The sequence below is a fragment of the Pseudoalteromonas sp. JC28 genome (assembly GCF_013319255.1).
Taxonomy (GTDB): domain Bacteria; phylum Pseudomonadota; class Gammaproteobacteria; order Enterobacterales; family Alteromonadaceae; genus Pseudoalteromonas.
Genome location: NZ_QOKX01000009.1, coordinates 17,993 through 30,499, shown reverse-complemented (window position 1 = coordinate 30,499; position 12,507 = coordinate 17,993). Strand labels below are relative to the sequence as shown.

The 12,507-nt window shown below is 42.1% G+C and carries 8 protein-coding genes; all 8 read left to right on the top strand.

What is annotated here, in order from left to right; translation table 11 throughout:
- The first annotated feature begins 94 nt into the window (after positions 1 to 94).
- The 8 genes from DS891_RS19340 (at position 95) to DS891_RS19305 (ending at position 12,451) form a co-directional block, all read left to right on the top strand.
- Positions 95 to 781 carry an ABC transporter ATP-binding protein gene (locus DS891_RS19340; protein ID WP_010607436.1) on the top strand — a complete coding sequence of 229 codons (687 nt, stop codon included), beginning with the start codon at positions 95 to 97 and terminating at the stop codon, positions 779 to 781.
- Positions 763 to 1,713 (top strand): HlyD family secretion protein, encoded by a 951-nt coding sequence (locus DS891_RS19335; RefSeq protein ID WP_174170655.1) that lies wholly within the window; start codon positions 763 to 765, stop codon positions 1,711 to 1,713. The genes DS891_RS19340 and DS891_RS19335 overlap by 19 nt, the downstream gene beginning before the upstream one ends.
- The gene (locus DS891_RS19330; RefSeq protein ID WP_174170654.1) at positions 1,703 to 2,857 is read left to right on the top strand and encodes an efflux RND transporter periplasmic adaptor subunit; all 1,155 of its coding nucleotides are present in this window, start codon (positions 1,703 to 1,705) and stop codon (positions 2,855 to 2,857) included. The genes DS891_RS19335 and DS891_RS19330 overlap by 11 nt, the downstream gene beginning before the upstream one ends.
- Complete coding sequence (locus tag DS891_RS19325) at positions 2,854 to 4,044, top strand: efflux RND transporter periplasmic adaptor subunit (RefSeq protein WP_174170653.1); 1,191 nt, start codon at positions 2,854 to 2,856, stop codon at positions 4,042 to 4,044. Before DS891_RS19330 ends, DS891_RS19325 begins: the two co-directional genes overlap by 4 nt.
- Positions 4,044 to 5,279: an ABC transporter permease gene (locus DS891_RS19320; protein WP_174170652.1), complete on the top strand. Its 1,236-nt coding sequence runs from the start codon at positions 4,044 to 4,046 to the stop codon at positions 5,277 to 5,279. The genes DS891_RS19325 and DS891_RS19320 overlap by 1 nt, the downstream gene beginning before the upstream one ends.
- Before the next feature lie 495 nt (positions 5,280 to 5,774).
- Positions 5,775 to 6,311, top strand: coding sequence for a hypothetical protein (locus tag DS891_RS19315; RefSeq protein WP_102058524.1), 537 nt, complete (start codon positions 5,775 to 5,777; stop codon positions 6,309 to 6,311).
- 508 nt (positions 6,312 to 6,819) lie between these two features.
- The gene (locus DS891_RS19310; protein ID WP_174170651.1) at positions 6,820 to 10,497 is read left to right on the top strand and encodes a PKD domain-containing protein; all 3,678 of its coding nucleotides are present in this window, start codon (positions 6,820 to 6,822) and stop codon (positions 10,495 to 10,497) included.
- A 10-nt stretch (positions 10,498 to 10,507) separates the two neighbouring features.
- Positions 10,508 to 12,451 carry a Hint domain-containing protein gene (locus tag DS891_RS19305; RefSeq protein ID WP_174170650.1) on the top strand — a complete coding sequence of 648 codons (1,944 nt, stop codon included), beginning with the start codon at positions 10,508 to 10,510 and terminating at the stop codon, positions 12,449 to 12,451.
- Positions 12,452 to 12,507 lie beyond the last annotated feature (56 nt).

Below are 12,507 nucleotides of genomic sequence, written 5' to 3'. Positions count from 1 at the left end.
CCTGCACAACAGTTACACTCAAATTTAGGTACAAGGTTAAACACCTCTGAACCATGAATAAAATATAATAAAAAACAAGGGATTATAACCTACAATGATTCGGGTCGAAAACTTAAGCCGAGTATACGGAAGCGGAGAGACACAAGTGCATGCACTAAAATCAGTTTCTCTAGAAGTAATGGAAGGTGAATTTGTCGCAGTGATGGGGTCTTCTGGCTCTGGGAAGTCTACTTTAATGAATATACTTGGCTGCTTGGACTCTCCGACCTCCGGCTCTTACTATCTTGCTAATCAAGAAATTCAGGCCGTGGAAGATGAAGCCTTATCACAAATTAGAAATCAAAAAATTGGCTTTATCTTTCAAACATTCCATCTACTTACTCGCCTAACCGCACTGGAAAATGTCATCTTACCGCTAAGGTACACAGAGACTTCCCCATCAGAGGCAAAAAGTCGCGGACTTGCCATGCTAAAAAAAGTAGGTCTTGATAGCAGAGCACATCATAAACCCTTCGAAATGTCTGGCGGACAACGCCAACGTGTTGCCATTGCACGGGCACTCATTAATGAGCCAAAAGTCATTTTTGCCGATGAACCAACTGGTAACTTAGATAGTAAAACCTCACATGAAATCATGGAGTTACTATGCCAGCTACACCAGCAAGGCCATACCATTGTGATGGTAACACACGAGGACGATATTGCAGCATATGCCGAGCGTATCATCAGAATGAAAGATGGCGAAAAAGTCGAGGATAGCCAATGCACAACTACATCATAAGCATCGCCCTGCTCACCTCTTTGCAGGCTTTTGCCAAACCAATTATCGTCTCAGGCCTTATTAAAGCAGGTGAAACTCAGGTCTTTCACGCACCGATGAGCGACTCTTGGAAAACGCAAATTCAGTGGATGCTGCCCGAAGGGGAAGTTGCCAACGTGGGGGATATTGTTGTCGTCTACGATTCTGGCTCTATCGCGACCTCAATTGACCAAGATAAAGTGGCGCTTGATGCTGCAAAAGATGAGTACAAACGAATTGAGCAAGACGGCGCCCAAAAGATACTCGAAGCTCAGTTTCAGTTGAAAAAAACCATTTTGCTCGTCGAAAGAGCCAAGATAGATGCGAGCGTGCCAAAAGCCAATATCAGCACCTACGACTACGAGCAACACCAGCTGACGTTAGAAAAAGCGATTATCGAAAATCATAAAGCCGAAATCAGCTTAAGCAAGGCAGAAACTGAAGCAAAGGCAAATACTCGGAAACAGCAGCTAGAGATAAGGCGGTTAGAAGCGAGCCTCACGCACAACCAAGAACAACTGGAAAAAATGAGTCTAACGGCTAGTAATAGCGGCCCAATTCTGTATACGGATCACCCTTGGAATGGCAATAAGTTGTTTGCTGGCGCAACAGTACAACCGGGCTGGAAAGTAGCAGAAATACCTTCTACAGCAGGTCTGTATTTAGAAGCCTGGATCCATGAAGTAGATGCTCTTGGTATTAAGGAAGGTCAAACCGCCGATTTAAAATTTGACGCCTTTCGCTCATCACCAACGCTAGGTACGCTCACTGAGCTATCAACACAACCTGAAAAGCGCCAAGACTGGGGCCAAGGCATGTATTTTCGGGCTAAATTCACATTCAACACCAATTTGCCACTGCTGCCAGGCATGAGCGGAAGCATAACTTTGCCAGGAGAGAAAAATGAAAGTTAATTTGCTGGCAATAATTATTCCACTCTATTTACTTGGCTGCAGTCAGGCCCCCAGCGATATACATATCGTTAAGGCACAGCCAATCACTATCACTGTAGAAGCAAATGGTGAATTAGAATCAAAAAGCCGAGCGTTGATAGCCCCTCCTTCAATCAAGCGTATGTGGCAGTACAAGATAAAGCAGTTAATGCCAGAGAATACCACGGTTCAAAAAGGCCAAACCGTTGTTTCTTTTGACGATCAAACCGTTAGAGATCGCTTGATGGAATATAATTCGAAGCTAAGTCAAGCGCAAAAAGAGCTAGAAAATAAACAAGCTCAAGTCGAGAAGCAAGAAGAAGAATACAAACTCGCACTCGCTGAAGCGCAAATGAACTTCGATAAGGCAAAACGCCGCGCAGAGATCATAGATAACTCACGCTCAGACAACGACCGAAAAAAGGCGCAAATCGATTTCACCATTGCAACCAATGATTTAGAACTTGCCCGCGGCAAACTCGCTTTTCATCTAAACAACAAAGAACTGAGTATCCAAATGGCAAGAAGCAAGGTTGCACGAATGGATGCTGAAGTAAAAGAACTAAAACGTGACATAGAGCGTTTACAAGTAAAAGCGCCAATGGATGGGTTAGTTGCATATCGCGCAAACAGGGAAGGAGAAAAACCCAGTGTGGGTGAGTCCATACAGTTTGGTCAACCAGTTGTTGAGCTATCGGTTATTGAACAAATGCAGGTAAAAGCACAAATTAAAGAAGCCGATTTTGGACGGATAAAATTGGGGCAAGCAGTAAAAGTTACCATAGACAGTGCCGACGGATATGTTGTCGGTGGGACACTCATTGAAATAGGAAAGGCCTTTAGGGAAAAGTCACATCAAGATAAAAGTCGCATTGTTGATGCCATTATTGAGCTGGATAAGGTCGATACTGAAAAGCTGCGGCCAGGATTGACCGCTCGTGTAGAGATAGTGACAGCACAACTCGATAACGCCTTAACCGTGCCATTAAACGCGTTAAAACAAAGTGCGGATAAAGTGTTTATAGACACTAATAGCGGAGAAAAAGAGGTAACCGTCTCTTATACCACACCGACGCTTGCCGTGATTTCTTCTGGAATTAGTCAAGGCGCGGAGGTAAAGCTATGAGAAAAACATTACTCGCGATCATTGTCCCACTTTGGTTACTTGGCTGCCAAGAAGCAACTGAACAGCCTGCGCAACTATTATATACTGTGGAGTCGAAGCCTTTTGCTATCACCGTTAATGCCGAAGGCGAATTGGAGGCCGCAAGTGAAACTGTCATATCCGCCCCAACTTCAGCGAGAGGGGCTCAGACGCTCGCATGGATCATGCCTGAGTATACTCAGGTGAAAAAAGGCGATGTTATTGCACGATTCGATGGCAGCCAATTAGAAAGACGAAAACGCTTTAGTGAATTCGACAAAGGCAAAGTCGCACAAGATATCACGGTCACCGATAGTGATTTAACCACAAGAAAGTCCCATTTAGATAGCGATAAGGTTATCGTCAGTGAAGAGAAACACTTTGCTGAAACCTTTTCAGTTGACGATGAACGGATCCGTTCAAAGCTCGACATTTTAGATCAAATGCAAAATGTTGAGTACCTCAATGCAAAAGAAGCTTATTTTGGCTGGCAGACAGAGCAGTTTTCATCTTCAGCTCTTGGAGAAATGGAACTGTTAAAACTGCAATCAAAACAGCATGAAAGCAAAATTGCGATGTACAACGCAAACTTAGAAGGTCTTGAAGTCATCGCGCCACATGATGGCTTACTCACTCTCAGTGCCGATTGGCGTGGTGAAAAACCCAAATCAGGGCAAGCGCTATGGCCTGGGCAAAAGATTGGGGGATTACCAGATATCTCATCCCTGCAAGCTAAGCTTTTCGTTCATGAAAAAGAAGCACTTGGCCTTGCGATTGGTCAAAAGGTTAGGTTTACCCTGCTCTCCAATAGCGATGAGCGCTTTGATGGTAGAGTCACCAAAGTGTCACCTTACCCACAATCTATTCGTCGTGGAGATCCACAAAAATACTACGAGGTCATAGCGAGCCTTGATGAAACTCCAGCCTACTTTAAACCTGGTAATAAGGTGCTTGCTACGTTATTTGTCCAAGAAAATAAAGAAGCGTTACTCGTGCCTAAACACAGCGTGATTAATGATAACAATGCGTTTTTTGTTCAAGTTAAAGACGGTAGTCAGTTTAAACGCGTAAAAGTGGAATTAGGCCAAAGCAACCTAAGCCATACTGAAGTACTTTCTGGTTTATCGCCCAAGCAACAAATTGCACTTGTCGCGAATAAGGAACTGTAATGAAATATTTGGATTTATTTACCGACGCTATTGTGCAATTAAAGCAACATAAGCTCAGAACCCTATTGACCTTACTTGGGATGATTTTCGGTGTGGGTGCTGTTATTGCTATGTTGAACATCGGTGAAGGTGCTGAACGTGAAGCGCTTAAGATGATCGATTCTATGGGGATCAATAATGTTATTGTCAGCGCCAAAGACATTGAAGAAAATGACTTAAAGGAACAACGAAAGCACTCGCAAGGTCTTAATTTATTAGACGGCCAAGTGATTGTAGACGCCCTGCCCTTTGTTAGTGATTTTTCAGCTGAACGGCTAGTAGATACCTACCAGATATTTAGCGAATTCGGCAGGTTTGAAGGGGAAGCCGCGGGCGTCACAGCAAACTATTTTAGCCTTGCGCATTATGAACTCGCTGCTGGTCGCCTGCTAAATACTGAAGATAGCAAAGAATATAGGCAGGTTGCGTTACTCGGCGCCAATACTGCAAAAACGCTCTTTCCCCTCGGGAGCGCTGTTGGCCAACAAGTAAAAATCAATCATTTATGGTTTGAGGTTGTTGGCATTTTGCAAGCGCCGCACCTGAACAAAAAGGAGTTTCAAGGCGTTGCATTAGGAGGCGAGCAAAGCCGTATTTTTGTTCCGCTAACGACCGCAATTCATCGCTTCAATAAGGGATTACTTGAACCAGAGGTTACCGAACTAAAACTCGCTATCGACAAATCTCAGAGTCCAATTTTGGCATCTCAAGCTATCACTAACATTCTAACCAATCGTCATAGCGATATTGATGACTATAGGTTGACCATTCCCGCAGCGCTTCTTGCTCAGCAAAAACAAACACAAGCCATTTTTAATATGGTTATGTCTTGCGTAGCAGGTATATCACTCCTTGTTGGCGGTATTGGGATTATGAATATCATGCTTGCAACCGTACTTGAACGGACCAAAGAAATCGGCTTATTACGCGCAATCGGTGCGACTCGGAAAAATATTCAAGTTCAGTTTATTACAGAGAGTTTTACCATCTCGATACTCGGAGGGCTATTAGGCGTGGTGTTTGGTATTTTACTTTCAGAGATAATTGCATTTTATTCAAACTGGGCGGTTTCTTGGTCTTTGAGTGCTATTATTCTTTCTTTTAGTATTTGTGCCTTAGTTGGCTTAACATTTGGTGTATATCCCGCAATCAAGGCTTCAAAGCTAGACCCGATCGAAGCCTTACAAAGTGACTAACCAATTAGGAAGGCACTAACGCCATCCTTTATTTTGAGACTAAAATACTTTTTCGCATACAGCTCAGTGACCAAAGTCACTAACTAACCAGAACTCGGGATAACAACTTGTTCTCTAGCAGACGTTATCCCTTACTACTGCGTTAAATTTGCTTGCTATAGGCCAGCTATTGACGCACAAATTTGCCTTGTATTAAGAAATAACTTCTGGCTAGAGTGATATTACGCTTTTGAACTTAGTGGTTTTAGTGGTTTAACTTACTTCTTATCTCGAATTCAGGTTAACTAGCACGCTTTTTATTGGACTTTTTTTCGCCACAAGGTAAACTTTTATCCGATTTAACTCAAAAATAACAGGAAGCATTATTTGAGCAAAGAATGCTCGTATGACTTGTGTTGTTTTACTGCTTAATAAATCGTTAAATATTTAATTAAGCTTTGAAAAATAGCTAACACAGTTAAAATGCTGCTGAGAATGGAACTTCAAGGACAAATAATGAAAAAAGTAACGCTTATCGCGCTTTCTCTCGCCTCACTCACTGCTTGTAAAAGTAATGATATCAACCGTGTCGTGAATGACGGTGTAGACGGTGCTATTAATGGTATTTTTGGCAGTTCAGGTACCGTTGTTTCAGCAACCGGTAGTGGCTCTAGTAACGATTACTCAGTCGAAAAAGAAGACATATGGCCTCATCAAGCAACGAAAACGGCTCGAGACTATGGCTCATTGGCATTTGTAAAAACGGCAAAAAACCCAAGTGGTAAAACTAGACTTAAGTTTAATGAATGCAAACATCCGCGAATTGGCAAAATAAGGTGCGAAGGCTATCTATACGAAGTTTCACCAGAGGGCTGGTTGGTCAAAGGCGATACTATTCACTTTGGCACACGCCATTACGCTGACATTGTTATTCCAGCCGGCCAATACTATATAAAGATAAAAGGTGAAGATGTGGGTAAAAAAGTCTATGCGACCGGAACCATAGAAATAGTGCCCTTTGTAACTAACTACATCAATGTAACCGTCCAATAAAAAATCATAAAAAGTACCTAGCTTTTGCAAAGTCACTAGGTACTTTTTACCAGAGCAATTTCCTCTTTAATCAAGCAACCTAAAACAACACTTATTATCCTTTTTATTTCATCAATAGTGCGCAAAAGTTCCCAATAAAGAAACACCCAGTAACCCCACCAGCATTTAAATTTACTTTAAATTACAAAATGATGATTACTTCCTCTAGCGTGTGAGCTTTTCTTACGTTTTTCTCAGGCCCCAAAGAATTTAGATTTATTCAATAATAATAATTAGTTAGATAAAAATAACAAAAAACAAAATCGCTCCCTAAATTCCCAGTGAAAACATAAAGTTATAATTTTGTTTATTTTTTGTTATTTATTTATTTGAAATTCTTTATTACCTTAGAGTTTGTGCTCAAAGTAATAGCACTAATAATCAGCCGCACTCATTCGCTCTTTTATCTCATGTACTGAGTAGTTGCGTTTTAGTGGGAAGGAATCTTCAAAATAATTATGGAGTTAACATGCAAGGGTTAAAGTCTCTGTGCGTTTTAGCATCTGCGATAAGTATGTATTGTCACGGCGCTGAACGCGTCTCTTTATTCAATGACACGCAGAAAATTGCGTCTACTTTACAACAAAAACAATCCACATTTGGTGATGATTCTAATCAAAACTATCTACTCGCGCTTAAAACATTTGCTGCGCAATACACAGGTCACACACTTACATTTCATCAAAGCCAAGTAGATCAAACTAGGCAAAGCCATACCATAACTCAAAAATACCAAAATATACCTATCTGGAATCACGACCTTGTTGTGCTTACGGACGAAAATGGCGTAGTTGAGCAAGTTTATGGCGATCTCATTGTAGACGTTGCTAAAGATTTACCTGCACTAACTCCAGCGTCTGATGACCAACTTAACGCAGCATTAGATTCAATCATCTCGCAATTTGCCAGTGAACGCCCTAGAGTTTTTCGACGTAAATCAACAGAAGAAGTTATTTATATAGATGATCGGGGTAAAGCTCGACATGCAGCTAAACTTACCTTTTTCACCGATTTTAACTCTGCTCCTTTTAAGCCTCAAAGGATCATCTCCTTTGTCGATTTAACGACAAACGAGCTTATCAGCCAATCCGATGTATTGCAGCGGGTTGTGTATGAAGGTGGAAGCGGTCCATCTGGCAATGACAAGATTGCACGTCCAGATTACCAACAAGCTGATTATGTTTCCTACCCACCAAAGACCTTTGTCGTCGCAATGGAAACCGATGCTCAGCAAACTAGCTGCTTATTTGATGCAAAGAACGTTGAGACCAGAAACTACAATCACGGCACAGCGCAAGTTAATACGCCTTATAGCTATAACTGCTCAGATTCAACTCGTAATGATTATAAAGAATATCACGGAGCTCGCTCTGCTTTGAATGATGCCCATCATCACGGACAAACAACGAGTTTAATGTTCGAAGCATATCTGGGACATAAGCCCTACTATAATAAAAAGATAATTCAGAATGTCCATTATGGTCTGAATATGGATCAGGCATTTTATGAAAACGGCGAGGTCTATTTTGGTGATGGGGACTACCTCTTTTACCCTATGGTTTCCTTAGATGTTGTCGCCCATGAAATCGCCCATGGTTTTACTGAGGAGTATGGCTCAAGTACACCAAAGTCAATGTTGACAGGTCAGGCTCGTGCTATCAACGAAGCGTTTTCCGATATGGCTGGTGAGGCAGCTGAATTTTTTTACTCTGGATCGAATGACTGGAAAAGCAATCACGAAACATTCCGCCTAGATGATGCTCTACGTTATTTTGAAACTCCGACGCTAGATGGAAACTCAATCGATCATGTTGATGACTATGACGACTCAGTCACGTCCCACCATGGCGCTGGGGTGTTTAACAAAGCTTTTTACTACCTTACTACTGCTGACCTAGATAGTGACCCCTCTCCTTGGAATACAAAATACTCCTTCATTCTATTTGCTAACGCAAATAAAAATTGCTGGACCAGCAATAGTACTTATCTTACTGGTGCAGATTGTGTAATGCGACAAACCCACACAGTGACTGATCAGCTGACTCAAGATGGGGTTACAAAGCAAGATGGTAGTAACTGGCAAGCCACTGAATTACAAAACCACGTACGTAAGGCATTTGCACAAGTCGGTATAAGTTTAAAGGTAGACCGTGGACTTGAGAGCGAACTTGGTTTTGATCGCCAATTCTTAGCTTTTGACTTTAAAAACTTAACCCGTAGTGATGGCCAGCAAGTCTCGGCGAGTAATAGCGAAGGCTGGCAATGGCAGTGGAACTTTGGTGATGGAAGTGCACAAAACAGCGCCTTTGAGCCCAAACATAATTTCACTACCGCAGGCAAATACAACGTTGAGCTGACTGCCATCGCACCTTCTGGCCAGTCAGATACATTTGTACTACCCATTGAAGTATTTGATGACTATTGTCCGGCACAAGGCATCAATCACAGTAAGTATTACCTATCATCAGTTTCGTTAAATAGTTACAAAAATGATTCCACCTCAAGCAATTACAGTGATTACTCATATGATGTCGTCGAAGTAAAAGACGGTAAAGCACTCAATGTAACGCTGACCGCAGCGCCACACCCAGATACTCAAGACAAAACAAAGAATTTTTATGTCTGGTTAGATAAAGACAACGATGGCCTATTCCATAAGACTGAGGAACTTGTACTCTTTGGAAGCAGTAAGACGCAATTGGCTGGCGACATCTCATTGAGTGGTGAGCTAAATCAAAGCTATCGCCTTCGTACTATGGTGTCATTTGGTTTAGTGAAGTCTGCATGCGGAGATATGTCCTGGGGCGAAGTCGAAGACTACACAGTTAAACTCACTGAAAACAATGACCCTGTTGATTTGAGAATCACCGCCAACCAAGGTGTTAATCAAATGAGTTTTGATAACAACACGGTTGATGCACGTGTTAAACGTTGGAAATGGGAATTTGGAGATGGCTCAACCAGTAGTAAAAAATCGCCTACTCATCAATATGCGCAAGCTGGAAGTTATACGGTCGAGCTAAAAGCATATGACAGATTCAACAAAGTCATAGGAAATTGGAACAAACAGGTTCAGTTTAACACAACTATCACCGCAAGATTCACACCTCGTAAATCCGGTAGCACTGTTTATGTAGACACAAACCAAAGTGTTATCCCTCAAGGTAGCACCATACAGTGGCAATTTGGTGATGGTGCCACGTCCTCGGTAAAAGACACTCAGCACACCTACCAAGCTGATGGTGAATACACTATTACACTCACAGTTAACCATGTTGATGGTACACAATCGGCCAGTGAAACGGTAAAAATTGGCGAGACAAGCTTTATTCCTGAAGTGAGCTACACGGTAGCCGAGCAAGCAGACGGTACGTTTAAGGTCAGCTTTAATAACACCACCGCAAAACCTGACAATGCAGCTTGGAATCCTAATGTCACTTTAGTATGGGATTTCGGAGACGGATCAACGCACAATCAGAATGATAGTTTCGGCCAAGATACAGATCATACCTATCAAGCAGCTGGAACCTATACCGCAAGCTTGACTATCAGTTATGACAAACCTTGGTGGCTTGATCGAGGAGAACGAGTCACTGGTACCAAGAATATGGTGTTAGAACTAAAGCCCACTCAGCCCGTTGAGTACTGCACAGCTGTAGGTATCACTGACTATGAACACATCAGCAGTGTGACTTTCAATCAAGATGGTCCGCTTAGCAATGCGCAGCAGTCTGGTGTTGTTAATCCTAACAATCCAATCAAACTCTATGCCACACAGAATAATACCTATCGTATTGAAGCTGGCTATGTTGGCACAGAAACATTCGCTGAAAATTATCATATTTGGATTGATTTAAACAATGATGGTCAATTTGGTGATGGTGACTGGAGAAACAACAAATCAGAACTTTTAGTAATGGACTTCGACCAAACTAACCAAGACTACGGCAAAGGTTATGTTGAAGGTGAATTTAGCATTCCAAGTAATAAGTTGTCACAACCTGTCACGACGACTCGTATGAGAATTTTGCAGTATTACGGATTTAGCAGAGTAAACAGTATCGATCCTTGCTCTGACTATAGCAGTGCCGCAACCTCGGGGAGCGGAGAAATTGAAGACTACCTTGTAGAAATCTATAAGAATTAAGGAAAATAACATGAAAAAACTAAACAAAAAGGTGCTCATGCCGCTTGCAATCGCGTTAGCAGTCAGTAACGCAGTAGCTGCTAGCAACAGTGTTGATCAACAAGCCACCTCTGCATCGAAGCAAAAGTCTGAACCAGCAGCGATACAAGGCACCGCGGTAACTCAACCGGATCAATTCGGGATCCGTAAACTCGATATGTCCAACCCGCAGCACTATCAATTAGCAAAGTCTCGATTAATGAAGGCAAATCGTATTGAGAGTGAATTCCCACAGCTACACAAAACACTAGACGTAGCAAAAGGACAGCACTTATCAGCAAAAATGAACATCACAACGTCCGCAGTACCACCTGTTAGCGAAACGGATGTGGATATCATTAAAGAAGCGCATTTCTTCTTAGATATGAACCTAGCCATTTCATCAGATACTAATGAACCATACCTGATTGTACGCGCGAAAAGCTCTCGTTTTGGCGGCACAAAAGCGACCTACATCGACTTATTATTAGAAGATGCAAACGGCAATCAGCTTGCGCCTTTAGGTTCTACATTTAATGTATTAGACGGTAAAGACACGCTTGCAACTTCGACTATTTCACTAAAGTCATTGAAAGCAAATTTTCCCGATCTAGATACCATTTACGCTAGTTCATACGTTGAACTTGAGCAAGAAGATGGCACTATCAGCACGACGATGAAGTACACTGAATACCCATTCTCATGGGAACACTTTGAAGCGCTGTACGGCTCTACTTCACCAGTTGCAAAAGGTGAGGCTTCTGCACTTAGCGTAGGGATCAGCTCATCATTGGATACACGTCCGAAATACAATGCGACTGCGCCTATCGATAAGAACAACGACGCTGTTATTAAGATTTGTTTAAATCGTAGTCACGCTGACTGTGACTACGCAGCAGATCAATACCGTGAACCGAATGAAATTACCGATGTAAATATCCCATTCAACGGCGAATTACGCGTTCCTCACGAGATCACTGAAATCTATCCAACTGTGGGCGATTTACCAAACGGTATAGATGAACCAACGAATATCTATCTACAGGAAGGTATCTATGGCGGCGCGACAAAGCAAAGCTATAAAGGGCTCGAAAACGCCGTTAAGCAATTTTCAGATTACTTGGAGTTTGAAGTTGATACAGTAAACCAAGAGTCGATTATTCGCTGGAATATTCCACGTTCAGAAGGGCGTTTTGGTAATGCTAAACTGTTCTCTAATATCGCTGAAGCAAACTGGTATATGACCTTTGCTGTGAAAGGTTATCCGTACTTTAAGAAAGGACGTGGTGGTGCCGTTGCATTCCAAGTTTCACTAACCTCAGAAACATCAACACGTTTTGGTAACTTCTATAGTGAAGTATTGCCTATGATGAAGCTAGGATACAGCTGTCTAGCAACGGGCACAATGATCACCATGGCCGATGGAAAACAACTTGCTATTGAAGACATTGCGAAAGGCGATTTGGTATTAGGTGCACTTGCTTCGAATACCCAAGTTAAAGAACCAATGCAAGTTATTGATGTATCGGTTGGGATTGAAGCTATCAAGATGTATCGCGTAAAAGGCGCCGATGGCTCTGATATCTTAACTACTGAAACTCACCCAATTTCAACGTCAAATAAAGGAATTATTTGGGCGAAAGAACTAAAAGTTGGTGACCGTATCTTAACTGAGGATGGGTCAGTGCTGGTTACTAGCGTGACCAAAGAGAAGTATCGCGACAAGATTTATAACCTAAAACTTGCTCCAACAGCAGATTCTAAACTAGCTGAGTCTCGTAATTTTGCCATGTTTGCCAATGGTATGGCGGTAGGCGATCTTGCTACACAAGATGAGTTCAACTACAAAGATCAGGACTTACGCATGTCAGAAGAAGAGATTCTTCAACGTCTTCCTAAAAAGTGGAAAACAGACTACATCAACAGCCTGAACTAATCGCTGCATCTGGCCTCTCCTATTGAGGGGCCATACTTCTCAGTAAGGAATTCAAC

Excerpts from the sequence above, each read along its gene's own strand:
- DS891_RS19325 (WP_174170653.1), top strand. The coding sequence starts at position 2,854 with ATGAGAAAAACATTACTCGCGATCATTGTCCCACTTTGGTTACTTGGC.
- DS891_RS19310 (WP_174170651.1), top strand. The coding sequence starts at position 6,820 with ATGCAAGGGTTAAAGTCTCTGTGCGTTTTAGCATCTGCGATAAGTATG.
- DS891_RS19330 (WP_174170654.1), top strand. The coding sequence starts at position 1,703 with ATGAAAGTTAATTTGCTGGCAATAATTATTCCACTCTATTTACTTGGC.
- DS891_RS19340 (WP_010607436.1), top strand. The coding sequence starts at position 95 with ATGATTCGGGTCGAAAACTTAAGCCGAGTATACGGAAGCGGAGAGACA.
- DS891_RS19320 (WP_174170652.1), top strand. The coding sequence starts at position 4,044 with ATGAAATATTTGGATTTATTTACCGACGCTATTGTGCAATTAAAGCAA.
- DS891_RS19305 (WP_174170650.1), top strand. The coding sequence starts at position 10,508 with ATGAAAAAACTAAACAAAAAGGTGCTCATGCCGCTTGCAATCGCGTTA.
- DS891_RS19335 (WP_174170655.1), top strand. The coding sequence starts at position 763 with ATGCACAACTACATCATAAGCATCGCCCTGCTCACCTCTTTGCAGGCT.
- DS891_RS19315 (WP_102058524.1), top strand. The coding sequence starts at position 5,775 with ATGAAAAAAGTAACGCTTATCGCGCTTTCTCTCGCCTCACTCACTGCT.